The sequence below is a fragment of the Nonomuraea sp. NPDC000554 genome (assembly GCF_040300065.1).
In the GTDB taxonomy this organism is placed as follows: Bacteria; Actinomycetota; Actinomycetes; order Streptosporangiales; family Streptosporangiaceae; genus Nonomuraea.
Window position 1 is genome coordinate 337,631 of sequence record NZ_JBEPDC010000007.1, and the last position, 13,811, is coordinate 351,441.

The window sequence follows — 13,811 nt, forward strand, 5'->3', positions numbered from 1 at the left end:
CGCGGGGCACGCCGCCGGCCGAACGCGCTGACGCGGCCGGCCTGGCCGTGGCAGGGATGCCAGAGGCGGTCACGGCCATCCTGCGAGAGATCACCATGCGCCGTGAGCGCGGCGCGGACTACCGCCACACCGACCACGTCCTGCGCCCGCAGGCGGACACAGAATCGGACTCGAACGCCATGAACTGGATCACCCGCCCCGAGACCGCCGCCGACGTCGCCCAGATCCGCGAGGTCAACCTCGCCGCCTTCCCCACCTCCCACGAGGCCGAGTTGGTGGAGGCGCTGCGAGCCGACCCGGAGGCGTGGATCCCCGGCCTGTCCTGGGTCGCCCAGGCGCCCGGCGGTGGGATCGCCGGCTTCGCGCTGCTCACCCGCTGCCATGTCGGCGACTCCCCGGCGCTCGCCCTGGGTCCGTGCGCCGTCAGGCCCGAGCGCCAGCGGCAGGGCGCCGGTTCGGCGGCCATTCACGCCGCCCTGCGGGCCGCCCGCGAGCAGGGGGAGAACCTCGTGCTCGTGCTCGGCCACGCCGAGTACTACCCGCGCTTCGGCTTCGCCCCGGCCTCCGGCTACGCCATCCGACCGTCCTTCGAGGTCGAGGACCGGTACATGATGGCGCTCGCCTTCGATCCCGCCCTCCCGGTACCCGCGGGCACCATCCGCTACCCGGCGGCCTTCGGGGTCTAGCGGCCGGTCCGTGCGCAGGCGCGACGGGGCCTGCGCACGGACCGTCGGGGTTCAGCGGCCGGGCGGTCTGCGCGGGGCGCGACGCGGCCCCCGCACGGACCGTCGGCCGTGCCCTGCCCCCGTCCGGGGTCCGCCCGGACGGGGGATCGGGTCAGCCGGTGGTGCGCTTGGCGATGCTGCCGCAGTAGGCGTTGACGACGCCTTCGATGGCGCCGTTGCCCACCTGGCCCGAGAAGTTGATGCACTTGCCCTTGCCGTACACGCTGACCGGGCCCGCGTAGTACTTGAACGTGCCGACCTGCTTGGTGCTGCCGCCGCCGTTGGCGCTGAGCCACACGCCGATGTGCTGGCTCGTGCCGGGCTTGTTGGTGTACGTGAGCGCGCAGTTCCTGCCGGTCGAGGAGTCGTAGTACACCGAGATGTAGCCGCCGGTGATCGGCCAGTTGTCGAGGTGCTTCCCGGCGCAGCCGGCGGCCATGGCGGGGCTGGAGGCTCCCACGAGCAGACCGGCGCCGAGCGCCACCGAGCCGGCGAGTGCGAGCAGCTTGCGCTTCATCACAATCCTCCTAGATCACATAGAGCAAACGATGGAGGACTATACAGATCTTTGTCATGACTTCCCGCATGGGAGGTAAGGGCCGTTCGGGGATGCGCGGTGCTCGTGCTCCTGAGGTGGGGGCGGGAGGGCCGGGACCGCCGCGAGGCCCATCCCCGGATGTGCTCCTGGGCTTGGGGGGCCGGGCTTCCGTGAGGCGCATTCCCGAGTGTGCGGTGCTCATGCTCGGGGACGGGGACCGGGATCACCCGCTGTCGGCTGGGGGCGGCGGCGCGAGTAGGGAGGCGTTCAATAGACTCGGGCCATCATGGCCGTACAGATCTCGCCCAGCATCCTCTCCGCCGACTTCGCCAGGCTCGCCGACGAAGCCGCCGCGGTGCCGACCGCCGACTGGCTGCACGTGGACGTCATGGACAACCACTTCGTGCCCAACCTGACCCTCGGGCTGCCCGTCGTCGAGGCGCTGCGCAAGGCGACCTCGCTCCCGCTCGACTGCCACCTCATGATCGAGAACCCCGACCGCTGGGCGCCTCCGTACGCCGAGGCCGGGGCGGGCAGCGTCACGATCCACGCCGAGGCGGCCGGCGCGCCGGTGCGCACGCTGCGCCAGATCCGCTCTCTCGGCGCCAGAGCCGGTCTCGCGCTCAACCCGGCCACCGCCGTCGAGCCGTACGAGGACCTGCTCGGCGAGGTCGACATGCTGCTGCTGATGACGGTCGAGCCGGGCTTCGGCGGCCAGAAGTTCCTGGACCTGGTCCTGCCCAAGATCCGCCGCGCCCGCGACCTCATCGAGCGGCACGGCGGCGAGATCTGGCTGCAGGTCGACGGCGGCGTCACGTCCGGCACCATCGAGCGCTGCGCGGAGGCGGGCGCCGACGTGTTCGTGGCGGGCAGCGCGGTCTATGGCGCCGGGGACCCCTCGGCCGCCGTCGAGGCCCTGCGCGCCCAGGCGACGGCCGCCGCCCACCTCTCCGGCGGTCACCGCGACCGGCGCTGAGCGCCCGGCGGCGGGCGGTCACCACGACCGGCGCTGAGCACCCGACGGCGTGGAAGGGCCTGAGACGCGACACGACAGGTCTGGGCGGTGGGTCACCGCCCAGGCGTGCGGGGCTGGGCTGATCGCCCGTCACCGCCCAGGCAGGCGGGGCCGGGTTGATCGACCGTCACCGCTCCGATGTGCGGGGCCGGGCTGATCGCCACGATCACCGGCCCCGGGAGCTGACTCCGCCGCGGTCGCGGGTCAGGACTGCAGGGCCGGGTCCAGGACCACGTCGTCGCCGTGGACGCTGGGCGCCTCCGGGAAGTGGCAGGCGGTCAGGTGGCCGTCGTGGTTGCCCGACAGCTGGACGAGCGGCGGCTCCTCGACCGCGCACTTCTCCTGCGCCTTCCAGCACCGGGTGCGGAAGCGGCAGCCCGACGGCGGGTTGATGGGCGACGGGACGTCCCCCGCCAGGCGGATGCGCTCCCGGGACGGAGCCTCGAGGTCCGCCTCGGGCACGGCCGACAGGAGCGCGTGCGTGTACGGGTGACGCGGACGCTCGTACAGCGACTCCCTGTCACCGATCTCGACGATCTTCCCCAGGTACATGACCGCGACCCGCTGCGAGAAGTGCCTGACCACCGCGAGGTCGTGCGCGATGAACAGGAACGCGATCCCCAGCTCCCGCTGGAGCTGCTGGAGCAGGTTGATCACCTGGGCCTGGATCGACACGTCCAGCGCGGAGACCGGCTCGTCGGCGACGATCAGCCGGGGCTCCAGCGCGAGCGCCCGCGCCACGCCGATGCGCTGCCGCTGGCCGCCGGAGAACTCGTGCGGGAAGCGGTTGTAGTGCTCGGGGTTGAGCCCGACGATCTCCAGGAGCTCCCTGACGCGGGCCTCCCTGCCACCGGGCGGGTTGATGTCGTTGATGTCCATCGGGCCGCGGATGATCGAGCCGACCGTGTGCCGGGGGTTCAGCGACGAGTACGGGTCCTGGAAGATCATCTGGATCTGCGGCCTGATGGGCTTCAGCCGGCGGCGGTCGGCGTGGCTGATGTCCTGCCCGGCGTAGGTGATGCTGCCCGCGGTGGGTTCGAGCAGGCGCGCGGCCAGCCGTCCGGTGGTGGACTTGCCGCAGCCGGACTCTCCGACCAGGCCCAGCGTCTCGCCCGCGTGCACGGTCAGATCCACGCCGTCCACCGCGTGCACGGCGCCGATCTGGTGCTTGAACAGGAAGCCGCCCCTGACGGGGAAGTGCTTGACGACGCCGGACAGCTCCAGCAGCTTGTCCGTCACTGCTTCTCCTCACCGGAGCGTGTACGCAGCTCCGTCTTCTGCGCGATGGACAGGTAGCAGGCGTCCCCGTGGCCGCGGTGCGGCGACAGCTCGGGCCGCTCGCCGGTGCACACCTGCGCCCCCAGCAGCTCCTTGTAGTCGCAGCGCGGGTGGAACGGGCAGCCGCGCGGGACGTTGATCAGGCTGGGCGGGGTGCCGCGCACCGGTTCGAGCGGCAGGTCCACCGACCGGTGCAGGCTCGGCATCGAGCCGAGCAGCCCCCAGGTGTAGGGATGGCGCGGTCCGCGCAGCACCTCGCGCATCGTCCCGCGCTCCACGGCCCGGCCCGCGTACATGACCAGGACGTTGTGCGCGGTGTTGGCCACCACGCCCAGGTCGTGGGTGATCAGGATGATCGCGGTGCCGGACTGCTCCTGCAGCTCGCGCAGCAGGTCGAGGATCTGGGCCTGGACGGTGACGTCCAGCGCGGTGGTCGGCTCGTCGGCGATGAGCAGGCCGGGGTCGCAGACCAGGGCCATGGCGATCATCGCGCGCTGCCGCATGCCGCCGGAGAACTGGTGCGGGAACTCGTCGACGCGGACCTTGGGCTGCGGGATGCCGACCCGGTCCAGCATCTCGATCGCCCGGTCCCTGGCGGTCGACTTGGACACGCCCCGGTGCTTGCGGTAGACCTCGGCGATCTGCGCCCCGACCGTGTGGAACGGCGAGAGGGACGTCAGCGGGTCCTGGAAGATCATCGCGATCTTGTTGCCGCGCAGCTTCTCCATGGTGGACCTGGACGAGCCCAGCAGTTCCTGGCCGTCGAAGGTGATGCTGCCGGAGATGCGGGAGGTCTCCGGGTTGTGCAGGCCGAGGATGGCCAGGTTCGTCACCGACTTGCCGGAGCCGGACTCGCCCACGATGCCGAGGGTGGTGCCGCGTTCCACCTCGAAGGACAGGCCGTCGACCGCCTTGACGACGCCGTCCTCGGTGTGGAAGTCGACGGTGAGCTCGTTGACTTCTAGGAACATCAGCTCAGCCTCACGCGGGGGTCGATGACGGCGTACAGGGCGTCCACGACGACGTTCATCAGCACGATCGCGCTCGCGGCGACCAGCACGGTGGCCATCAGCGTGGGCAGGTCGGAGTAGTCGACCGCGCGGACGGACAGGCGCCCGAGGCCCTGCAGGCCGAACGTGGTCTCGGTGATGATCGCGCCGCCGATGAGCGTGCCGAGGTCCACGCCGAAGATGGTCACGATGGGGGTCAGGGTGCCGCGCAGGGCGAACCGCAGGACCACGCTCCGGCCGGACATGCCCTTGGCCCTGGCCGTGCGGACGTAGTCCTCGCTGAGGTTCTCCACCATCGTGGAGCGGGTCATCCTGGTGTAGTTGGCGGTGAAGATCAACGCCAGCACCAGCCAGGGCAGCAGCAGCCCGTTGAACCAGCCGATCGGGTCGTCGGTGAACGGGACGTACTTGGGCTGCGAGAACAGGTGTATCTGGTACACGAAGAAGTACATGGCCAGGGTGCCGACGAAGTAGATCTGCACCGAGGCGCCGACGAGCGACGAGACGCTGGCGACCTTGTCGAGCGCCTTGCCCTGCTTCAGGGCGGCGATGACGCCGGTGGCCACGCCGAAGACCAGGAAGATCACGGCGGCGCCGATGGTCAGCGCGACCGTCACGGGCAGCCGGTCCATGATGGTCTCGAACACCGGGGCCCGGTTGACGAACGAGAAGCCGAGGCACGGGGCGGCGCAGTGGCCGAGGCCCTCGTAGTCGCGTCCGACGAAGATGCCCGCGAGCCACGAGGTGAACTGCACCATGAGCGGCTGGTCGATGCCGAGGTTGTGCCTGGCCTGCTCCAGCGTCGCGGGCGGGCAGACCTTGCCGCACGCCAGCCGCGCGGGATCGGCAGGAATCGCGTAGAACAGGAAGAACGTCACGGCCGAGATGATCACCAGGATCACCAGAGCCCCCAGCACGCGGCGGGTGAGGAATCGAAGCACGAGATCTCCAAAAGGATGCTCCGGGCGCCGCTGGGCGCCCGGAGCGGTGCGCTACTGCTTCACGAAGATGGTGTTCGGCGAGACGATCCACTGCTGCGGATCGATCTCGGCGCCGCCCACCTTGGAGCCGTGCAGCATGGTGGAGATGGTGTTCTCGGCCACGACCAGCGGCGTGATGGTCTCCTGGATCTTCTTGTCCAGGTCCATCCAGGCCGCGTTGGCCGCGTCGATGTCCGACATCTCGGTGATCTTCTTCATCTCGGCGCTGACCGTCGGGTCGTTCAGGTGGGACATGTTCTGCCCGCCGTCGGAGACCGGGCCGAAGATGACCGGCATGACCGTGGAGCCGGAGGGCCAGTCAGCGCCCCAGCCGCCCCAGTACAGGTCGAACTCGTTCTTGGTCTGGCTGATCGAGTCGTAGTAGGTCTTGCGGTCCAGCGGCTTGGCGACGACCTTGATGCCCGCCTTCTCCAGGGCGTTCTTGATCACCACGGTGACCTGCTCCTGGTTGGGCGTCTGGTTGTAGGCGTAGACGATGGTCGGGTTGGGGGTGCCCGACTCGGCCAGCAGCTGCTTGGCCTTCTCGATGTCGCCCTCGGGCTTGGTCGTCTTCTCGAACAGGTCGTACGGCTTGTAGCCGACCGTGGTGTTCTCGTTCAGGATCGTCGTCGGCAGCGCCGCGGCGGCGGGGCCGCCCACCGTCTGCTGGATCTGCTTGGCCGGCCACGCGTAGTTGATCGCCTGGCGGACCTTCTGGTTCTTCACCCGGTCGAGGTTGAAGTAGTAGTAGTTGCCGTACGGCGACGGGCTGATCATCCGGCGGTCGGCCAGGCTCGAGTTGTTCAGCACCTGCTGCAGCCGCTCCGGGGGGATCCTGGCGTAGAAGGTGAACGCCGTCTGGTCGGGCCCGGAGTCGGCCTCGAGCCGGTCGGAGATCTGCAGGGCCTCCTGGCCGAACTCCATCTTCCACACGTCCGGGTAGGCGCCGCGGATCGGGTCGCTGGCCGGGTCCCAGTTGGGGTTGCGGGCCAGCTCGATGGACTTGTCCACCACGTGCGACTTGATGAGGTACGGGCCGGAGGCGACAGGCTCCTTGTCGTACTTCTCCTTGGTGTCCTTGGCCTTGGGCACGATGCTGTAGCCCGCCATGGCGAAGGCGTAGTTGGCGTCGGCGTGCGGCGTCTTGAACTTGAAGACGACCGTCTTGTCGTCAGGGGTCTCGATGTTGTCGAGCTCCTTGCCGCCGTACGGGCCGGGGTAGGCCTTCTTGTAATCCACATCAGTGAGCCACGCCTGCACGTACTGCGGGCCGAACGTGATGAACGGGGCGAACATCCGCTCGATCGTCCACTTGACGTCAGCGGACGTGATCGGGTTGCCGTCCTGCCACTTCACCCCGTCCTTCAGCTTGAAGGTCCAGGTCTTGCCGCCGTCGGAGACCTGGCCGGCGTCCGTCGCCAGGTCGCCCACCAGCTTGTACTCGCCCTTGCCGACGCGCTTGTAACCCGTCAGGCCACGGTTGATGAGCAGGCCCATGTTGGCCTCGGTGTTGACGTAGATCTGGGCCGGGTCGAGGTGGGCGAAGTCGTCCCGGTCGATCATGGTGACCGTGCCGCCCTTGACCATGCCTTCCGGCGGGATCGCGGGGCCCTTGGAGTCCTCGGGGGTGCCGAGCGAGATCTGCGCCGGCTTGTAGGCCGCGGCCGCGGGGGCGGACGAGGCGCCCGCGCTGGCCGGGGCGCCCGACGGAGCGCCCTGGTTCCCTGCCGCACAGGCGCTGACCAGCGCCAGTGAGGCGGCGGCCAGGAGCGCGGAAGCCGACCGTTTGGGGTATGTCATTGTTCTCCTCTAGCGCTTGATCTTGGGGTCGAAGGCGTCGCGGACCGAGTCGCCCAGCAGGTTGAAGGCGATCACGAAGACGAGCAGGGCGACGCCCGGGAAGATCAGATACGTGATGTCGTTCTGGTAGACCTGGGTGGCGCGCAGGAACATCCGGCCCCAGTCGGGCACCTGCTCGCCCATCCCGACTCCCAGGAACGACAGCGCCGCCTCGGAGGTGACCAGCGCGGGCAGCAGCAGCGTCGACTGGATGAGGATCGGCGTCCACAGGTTCGGCAGCAGCTCCTTGAAGACGATCCTGGCCGGCGACGCGCCGGTGACCTTGGCGGCCTCCACGAACTCGCGCTCGCGCATCGACAGCACCTGCCCGCGCAGCAGCCGGGCCAGCCCGGCCCAGCCGAACAGGGTGAGCATGATCGTGAGCGTGACCGCGCGCAGCCACACCGGGGTCTCCTCGTTGGACGGCACCAGCAGGCTGTCCACGACGGGGGTGAACGCGATGATGAAGATCACCTGCGGGAACGACAGCGTCAGGTCGATCAGCCGGCCGACGAAGTAGTCGGTCTTGCCTCCGGCGTACCCGGCGACGATGCCTACGACGATGCCGATGATCGTGGTGAGGACCGCGGCCACCACGGCGATCAGCAGCGAGGTGCGGATGCCGTAGATGAGCTGCGTGAACACGTCACGGCCGAGGCTGGGCTCGATGCCGAACCAGTACTCCGAGCTGATGCCGCCGTTCGGCAGTACCGGATAGCCGTAGTCGTTCAGCAGTCCCGGGGTGTCCTGCCCGTAAAGGACGTACGGGTCTTTTCCGTACAAAGCAGAAATAACGGGCGCAAGGATGGCGACCAGGAAGAAGAAGATCACGATCACGGCCGAGATGATCCCGGTGCGGTCCCGCCGGAACCTGAGCCACATGAGCTGGCCTGGAGACCGGCCGACAGCTTCCGGGATTTCTGCCACGGACGTCGCGTCGATCGTGGCGGTGGACGTCGGTGTCGTCATCGGGTCGGGGCCCCCAAAGCAATGTGACAGAAAGAGGGTGATTCAGGCCTCATTGCACATTTACAGAGGCCATCATCCTCAGGCAATGCTTTCGGGGGCTTTCGCGATTTCGTTGTAGAAAGTCGATACGGTCGTGCCTCATCATCCGTTGACCTGCGATGGAGAGGGGTGTCAGGATGCTCCCTGGTGTTGCCTGCTTTTATCACGGAATCGCGAAATAAACAGGACATCGTCATGACATGGAAGGGCCGCTGCCGGGGTACGGCCGACATGTGAGGGACGATGGGCTGTTCGGGCCCGGCTCGGTGACCTGGCGGGTGATGGGCGAACCGATCCTGCTGGTAGGCGGCCTCCGTGCCCTGCTGGTGCAGGGGCTGCACCCCAGGGCGATGCGCGGGGTGCTGCAGAACTCCGCGCTGATGAACCCGGAAGAGGCGTGGTCGCGCTTCGTGCGCACCACCGAGTTCGTCCGCGTCCGAACCTACGGCACGCGGGCCGAGGTCGAGCGGGCCGGACGCCGGGTCCGCAAGATCCACGCCACGCTGACCGCGTACGACCCCGACACCGGCGAGCGCTACCGCCTCGACGAGCCCGGCGCGCTGCGCTGGGTGCACGTCGGCGAGGTCGACTCGTACCTGTCGGTGGCCCGTCGCGCCGGGGTCGGCCTGTCCGACGAGGAGGCCGACCGGTTCGTGGCCGAGTGGCGCGACGCCGCCGAGGTGGTCGGGCTGAACCGCGACTCCGTCCCCGGCACCGTCGCCGAGCTGCGCGACTACATCGACGCCGAGCGGCCGGGCCTGCGCTTCGTCCCCGAGGCGGCGCATCCGCTGCGCCTGTCGCTCAACGCGCCGCTGCCGCTGCTGCTCACCCCGCTCAAACCGGCGCTGCCGGCCGTGACGCTGCTCGCCTTCGCCACGCTGCCGCGCTGGGCCAGGAGGCTCTACGGCCTCCCGGCGACCCCGGTGGGCGACCTATGGGCCACGGCCACCCTCAGAACCCTCCACACGGGCCTCCACCTGGTGCCCGAGCAGGTGCGCTACAGCCCGGCCGCCCGCCGTGCCCGCCGCCTGTCGGCCGCCTGACATTCGAAGCCGGGGGTGGTCGCGCGCACGATTTGGGGCGTGGCAGACTGATACGTGAACAAGAGCTAGCGTGCTCCGGGGTCGGTGAAAGTCCGAACCGGCGGTGACAGTCCGCGACCCGGCCGATGCCATCGGCCGGTTGACCCGGTGGAATTCCGGGACCGACGGTTAAAGTCCGGATGGGAGGAAGCGCGCGGGCGTCCGGTGTCGAGCCGGATGCCCTCTGTGGTGCGTACCCGCACCGCGGGACCCCCGGGGCCCGCCGTGGCTTGCAGCTACCGGCGAGTAGGAGGCCCCGGGTGGAGTCACCCGACCGCGACCCTGCGCATGACCCAGCGCGTGACCCAGCGCACATGGCGCGGGCCGTCGAGCTCGCCGCGCGCGGTCACGGCAGCACCAGCCCCAACCCGGTCGTCGGCTGCGTCGTCCTCGACGCCGCGGGGAACGTCGCGGGCGAGGGTCACCACGCCTACGCGGGCGGCCCGCACGCCGAGGTCGTCGCGCTGCGCCAGGCGGGCGAGCGGGCCCGCGGCGGCACCGCGTACGTGACGCTCGAACCCTGCGACCACACCGGCCGCACCGGGCCGTGCAGCCGGGCGCTGCTCGACGCGGGCGTCGCCCGGGTGGTCGTCGCCGTCCCCGACCCCACCTCCAAGGCCGCGGGCGGCGCGGCGCGGCTGCGCGCGAACGGGGTCGAGGTGGCATCGGGGGTGCTCGCCGCCGAGGCCGAGCGGGTCAACGCCGCCTGGCTGACCTTCGCCCGGCTCGGCAGGCCGTACGTGACCTGGAAGTTCGCCGCCACGCTCGACGGCCGCTCGGCCGCCGCCGACGGCACCAGCCAGTGGATCACCTCGCCGGAGGCCAGGGCGGACGTCCACCGGCTGCGTGCCGCCTCCGACGCGATCATCGCGGGCGTCGGCACGGTCCTCGCCGACGACCCCCACCTGACCGCCCGCCCGGCGGCCCAACCGCCCAGCAGTCATCCGGCGAGGCCGCTGGTGCGCGTCGTGGTCGACTCCGATGGGCGCACCCCGCCCGCGGCCCGCGTCCTCGACGGAGCGGCGCCCACGCTCGTCGCGGTCGCCGACGACGCCGAGACCGCCCTCCAGGCCGACCTGTTGCGCGTTCCCCGGCGCGACGGCGGCCTCGACCTGCACGCCCTGCTCAAGGAGCTGGCGCGGCGCGACCTCGTGACGGTTCTCCTGGAGGGCGGCCCCGCGCTGGCGGGCTCGTTCCTGCGGGAGGGCCTCATCGACCGCGTCGTCGCCTACCTCGCCCCGGCGCTGCTGGGCTCCGGCCCCGCCGCGCTCGGCGACGCGGGCGTGCCGACCATCACCGACACCCACCGGCTGGCCTTCGACGAGATCACCCCCATCGGGCCGGACCTCCGGCTGACCGCCCGGCCCGTACCCCACACCCTCAGGGAGAGCTGAATGTTCACCGGAATCATCGAGGAAAAGGGCGAGGTCATCGCCGTCCGCCCGGACGGCGACTCGGCCAGGCTGTCCGTACGCGGCAAGGTCGTCACCTCCGACGCGGGGCACGGCGACTCGATCGCGGTCAACGGCGTCTGCCTCACCGTGGTGGATGTCGAGGACGACGTGTTCACCGTGGACGTGATCAAGGAATCGCTCGACCGCAGCTCCCTGGGCGCCCTGTCCGAGGGGTCGGCGGTGAACCTGGAGCGGGCCGTCCGGGCCGACCAGCGGCTCGGCGGGCACATCGTGCAGGGCCACGTCGACGGCACCGCCGTCCTGCTGTCCAGGGACCCCGGCGAGAACTGGGACAACCTGCGCTTCTCCCTCCCCGCCACGCTGAGCCGCTACGTCGCGGAGAAGGGCTCGATCGCCATTGACGGAATCAGCCTCACGGTCACCACGGTTGACGACGAAAGCTTCGGCGTGAGTCTCATCCCGACCACGCTCGAGGTCACCACGATGGGCGAGCGCCAGGTGGGCGACGTCGTCAACATCGAGGTCGACGTGATCGCGAAGTACGTGGAAAGGCTGGTGACCGGGCAGTGAGCTGGGCTGATGCCGGATTCGAGATGTTCGGCGCGTTCGTACGGTGGACCGACCTGATCGGCAACCTCGCCGCGCTGTCCACGGTGCTGCTGGCCATGCGCAAGTCGCTCTGGACGTGGCCGGTGCAGTTCACCGGGGCGGTGCTGCTGTTCATCGCGTCCCTCAGCGTCCACATCACCGGGAACGCGCTCAAGCAGGCGCTGTTCGGGGTGCTGGCGATCTACGGCTGGTGGGCCTGGCGGCGCGGCACGCAGGGCGGCGCGCGGCTGGCCGTCCGCCCGGCCACGTTCCGGGAGCGGACCGGCTACATCGCGGCCATGCTGCTGGGCACGGCCCTGGTGGGCGTGCTGTTCTACGCGGCCGACCTGTCATGGGGCGCGAAGGTGCCGCTGCCCAAGGGCGCGTTCCTGGTGGCCGCCGACGCCTACATCTTCGTCGGCAGCGCCGTCGCCACCTGGGCGCAGGGCCGGGCGCTGGTCGACTTCTGGATCATCTGGGTGGCCGTCGACCTGGTCGGCGTGCCGCTGGCGTTCAGCTCGGGGCTGGTGGTCTCCGGCGCCGTCTACGGAGTGTTCTTCCTGCTCGTCGTGATCGGATTCGTGAAATGGCTGAAGGAATACAGGACAACGCGGGAGACGTCCCCGCAGCTGGCGGTGGCGTCGTGAACCCGATCACGCTCGACCAGGTCGAGCGCGCCATCAGCGACATCCGCGAGGGCAAGCCCGTCGTGGTGGTCGACGACGAGAACAGGGAGAACGAGGGCGACATCATCTTCGCCGCCGCCAAGGCCACCCCCGACCTGCTGACCTTCACGATCAGGCACACCAGCGGCGTGATCTGCGTGCCCATGGAGGGCGCGGAGCTCGACCGGCTCGGGCTGCCGCTGATGGTCTTCCAGAACAGGGAGCGGATGCGCACGGCGTACACGATCAGCGTCGACGCCCGCGACGGCGTGTCCACCGGCATCTCCGCCGCCGACCGCGCCAAGACCATCCGCACGCTGGCCGACTCCGCCACGGAACCGTACGAGCTGGTACGTCCGGGGCACATCTTCCCGCTGCGCTACCACGAAGGCGGCGTCCTGGCCAGGCGCGGCCACACCGAGGCGGCCGTCGACCTGGCCAGACTCGCCGGGCTGAGCCCCGCCGGAGTGCTCGCCGAGGTCGTCAACGACGACGGCACCATGGCCAGGCTGCCCGAGCTGCGCGCCTTCGCCGACGAGCACGACCTGGCGCTCATCTCGATCGAGCAGCTCGTCGACTACCGGCGGCGCACCGAGAGCATGGTCACCAGGGTCGCCGAGACCGCGCTGCCCAACAGGTACGGCATGTGGCGGACCTACGGCTACGCCAGCGCGCTCGACGGCGGCGAGCACATCGCGCTCGTCTACGGCGACCTCGGCGACGGTGAGAACGTCCTGGTCCGCGCCCACTCCGAATGCCTGACCGGCGACGTGTTCGGCTCGCTGCGCTGCGACTGCGGCGTGCAGCTCGACCACGCGATGGCGGCGATCGCCGAGGAGGGCCGCGGCGTCGTCGTCTACCTGCGCGGGCACGAGGGACGCGGGATCGGCCTGCTGGCCAAGCTCAAGGCGTACAGCCTCCAGGACAACGGCAGCGACACCGTCGACGCCAACGTCGAGCTGGGCCTGCCCGTCGACGCACGGGAGTTCTCCAACGCCGGGCAGATGCTCGCCGACCTCGGCGTGCGGTCGGTGCGGCTGCTCACCAACAACCCGGCCAAGCTCAAGGGCATGGACGGCTACGGCATCAAGGTGCTCGGCCGCGAGCCGATGCCGGTGGCGATGAACCCGCACAACGAGCGGTACCTCAAGGCCAAGCGCGACCGGCTCGGCCACGACATCTCGGAGGCGTCATGAGCGGGGCGGGACGGCCCCAGGTCGCGGTCGTGGAGGCCGCGGGCCTGACGGTCGGCGTGGTGGCCGCGAGCTGGCACGCCAAGATCACCGACCAGCTGGTGGCGCGGGCTCTGCAGGCCTGCGCCGACAGCGGCGCGGAGGCCACCGTGGTGCGGGTGCCGGGGTCGCTGGAGATCCCGGTGATCGCCCAGGCGCTGGCCCGCCGGTACGACACGGTGGTGGCGCTCGGCGCGGTCATCAAGGGCGAGACAGCGCATTTCGACTACGTCTGCGACGCGGTGACGGCCGGGCTCACCCGGGTCTCGCTCGACGAGGAGACCCCCGTCGGCAACGGCGTCCTCACCTGCGAGACGCTCGACCAGGCGCTCGACCGGGCCGGCCTGCCCGGCAGCAAGGAGGACAAAGGCTATGAGTCGACCATGGCCGCGCTGGAGACCGCCCTCCTGCTGAGGAACCTCACCTGACCTGCGAT

The 13,811-nt window shown here is 70.2% G+C and carries 14 protein-coding genes and 1 riboswitch; of the genes, 8 read left to right on the forward strand and 6 right to left on the reverse strand.

Annotation, left to right across the window (positions count from 1 at the left end; all coding sequences use genetic code 11):
- The first annotated feature begins 179 nt into the window (after positions 1–179).
- Positions 180–686 (forward strand): GNAT family N-acetyltransferase, encoded by a 507-nt coding sequence (locus tag ABT294_RS16975; RefSeq protein WP_350806672.1) that lies wholly within the window; start codon positions 180–182, stop codon positions 684–686.
- Positions 687–837: 151 nt separating this feature from the next.
- Here the strand turns inward: ABT294_RS16975 and ABT294_RS16980 are convergent, their stop codons facing one another.
- Positions 838–1,242, reverse strand: a complete 405-nt coding sequence (locus ABT294_RS16980; RefSeq protein WP_350806611.1) for a hypothetical protein — start codon at positions 1,240–1,242, stop codon at positions 838–840.
- A gap of 307 nt (positions 1,243–1,549) precedes the next feature.
- Between ABT294_RS16980 and rpe the strand changes: the two genes are divergently transcribed.
- Positions 1,550–2,239 carry a ribulose-phosphate 3-epimerase gene (rpe, locus tag ABT294_RS16985; RefSeq protein ID WP_350806612.1) on the forward strand — a complete coding sequence of 230 codons (690 nt, stop codon included), beginning with the start codon at positions 1,550–1,552 and terminating at the stop codon, positions 2,237–2,239.
- 243 nt (positions 2,240–2,482) lie between these two features.
- Here the strand turns inward: rpe and ABT294_RS16990 are convergent, their stop codons facing one another.
- Genes ABT294_RS16990 through ABT294_RS17010 form a run of 5 tightly spaced genes read right to left on the reverse strand, consistent with a single transcriptional unit; the run spans position 2,483 to position 8,354 of the window.
- Entirely contained in the window at positions 2,483–3,517 is a 1,035-nt protein-coding gene (locus ABT294_RS16990; RefSeq protein WP_350806613.1) for an ABC transporter ATP-binding protein, read from the reverse strand.
- Positions 3,514–4,527 (reverse strand): ABC transporter ATP-binding protein, encoded by a 1,014-nt coding sequence (locus ABT294_RS16995; RefSeq protein ID WP_350806614.1) that lies wholly within the window; start codon positions 4,525–4,527, stop codon positions 3,514–3,516. Before ABT294_RS16995 ends, ABT294_RS16990 begins: the two co-directional genes overlap by 4 nt.
- A complete protein-coding gene (locus ABT294_RS17000; RefSeq protein ID WP_350806615.1) occupies positions 4,527–5,507 on the reverse strand; it encodes an ABC transporter permease in 981 nt (326 codons plus the stop codon). The genes ABT294_RS16995 and ABT294_RS17000 overlap by 1 nt, the downstream gene beginning before the upstream one ends.
- A 51-nt stretch (positions 5,508–5,558) precedes the next feature.
- Entirely contained in the window at positions 5,559–7,346 is a 1,788-nt protein-coding gene (locus ABT294_RS17005; RefSeq protein WP_350806616.1) for an ABC transporter substrate-binding protein, read from the reverse strand.
- A gap of 9 nt (positions 7,347–7,355) precedes the next feature.
- Positions 7,356–8,354 (reverse strand): ABC transporter permease, encoded by a 999-nt coding sequence (locus tag ABT294_RS17010; protein ID WP_350806617.1) that lies wholly within the window; start codon positions 8,352–8,354, stop codon positions 7,356–7,358.
- Positions 8,355–8,593: 239 nt separating this feature from the next.
- Between ABT294_RS17010 and ABT294_RS17015 the strand changes: the two genes are divergently transcribed.
- The 6 genes from ABT294_RS17015 to ribH all read left to right on the forward strand — a co-directional run bounded on the left by ABT294_RS17015 (position 8,594) and on the right by ribH (position 13,803).
- Positions 8,594–9,436, forward strand: coding sequence for an oxygenase MpaB family protein (locus tag ABT294_RS17015; protein ID WP_350806619.1), 843 nt, complete (start codon positions 8,594–8,596; stop codon positions 9,434–9,436).
- A 66-nt stretch (positions 9,437–9,502) separates the two neighbouring features.
- Positions 9,503–9,633: riboswitch (FMN riboswitch) on the forward strand.
- 156 nt (positions 9,634–9,789) lie between these two features.
- Positions 9,790–10,869: a bifunctional diaminohydroxyphosphoribosylaminopyrimidine deaminase/5-amino-6-(5-phosphoribosylamino)uracil reductase RibD gene (gene ribD, locus ABT294_RS17020; protein ID WP_350806620.1), complete on the forward strand. Its 1,080-nt coding sequence runs from the start codon at positions 9,790–9,792 to the stop codon at positions 10,867–10,869.
- Positions 10,870–11,460: a riboflavin synthase gene (locus ABT294_RS17025; RefSeq protein ID WP_350806621.1), complete on the forward strand. Its 591-nt coding sequence runs from the start codon at positions 10,870–10,872 to the stop codon at positions 11,458–11,460.
- A complete protein-coding gene (locus ABT294_RS17030) occupies positions 11,457–12,125 on the forward strand; it encodes a nicotinamide mononucleotide transporter family protein (protein ID WP_350806622.1) in 669 nt (222 codons plus the stop codon). Before ABT294_RS17025 ends, ABT294_RS17030 begins: the two co-directional genes overlap by 4 nt.
- Positions 12,122–13,339, forward strand: coding sequence for a bifunctional 3,4-dihydroxy-2-butanone-4-phosphate synthase/GTP cyclohydrolase II (locus ABT294_RS17035; protein WP_350806624.1), 1,218 nt, complete (start codon positions 12,122–12,124; stop codon positions 13,337–13,339). The genes ABT294_RS17030 and ABT294_RS17035 overlap by 4 nt, the downstream gene beginning before the upstream one ends.
- The gene (ribH, locus tag ABT294_RS17040; RefSeq protein ID WP_350806626.1) at positions 13,336–13,803 is read left to right on the forward strand and encodes a 6,7-dimethyl-8-ribityllumazine synthase; all 468 of its coding nucleotides are present in this window, start codon (positions 13,336–13,338) and stop codon (positions 13,801–13,803) included. The genes ABT294_RS17035 and ribH overlap by 4 nt, the downstream gene beginning before the upstream one ends.
- Positions 13,804–13,811 lie beyond the last annotated feature (8 nt).

Coding starts and splice junctions, on each gene's coding strand:
- ABT294_RS16980 (WP_350806611.1), bottom strand. CDS start 1,242: ATGAAGCGCAAGCTGCTCGCACTCGCCGGCTCGGTGGCGCTCGGCGCC.
- rpe (WP_350806612.1), top strand. CDS start 1,550: ATGGCCGTACAGATCTCGCCCAGCATCCTCTCCGCCGACTTCGCCAGG.
- ABT294_RS16975 (WP_350806672.1), top strand. CDS start 180: ATGAACTGGATCACCCGCCCCGAGACCGCCGCCGACGTCGCCCAGATC.
- ABT294_RS16995 (WP_350806614.1), bottom strand. CDS start 4,527: ATGTTCCTAGAAGTCAACGAGCTCACCGTCGACTTCCACACCGAGGAC.
- ABT294_RS17015 (WP_350806619.1), top strand. CDS start 8,594: ATGGAAGGGCCGCTGCCGGGGTACGGCCGACATGTGAGGGACGATGGG.
- ABT294_RS17005 (WP_350806616.1), bottom strand. CDS start 7,346: ATGACATACCCCAAACGGTCGGCTTCCGCGCTCCTGGCCGCCGCCTCA.
- ABT294_RS17025 (WP_350806621.1), top strand. CDS start 10,870: ATGTTCACCGGAATCATCGAGGAAAAGGGCGAGGTCATCGCCGTCCGC.
- ribD (WP_350806620.1), top strand. CDS start 9,790: ATGGCGCGGGCCGTCGAGCTCGCCGCGCGCGGTCACGGCAGCACCAGC.
- ribH (WP_350806626.1), top strand. CDS start 13,336: ATGAGCGGGGCGGGACGGCCCCAGGTCGCGGTCGTGGAGGCCGCGGGC.
- ABT294_RS17010 (WP_350806617.1), bottom strand. CDS start 8,354: ATGACGACACCGACGTCCACCGCCACGATCGACGCGACGTCCGTGGCA.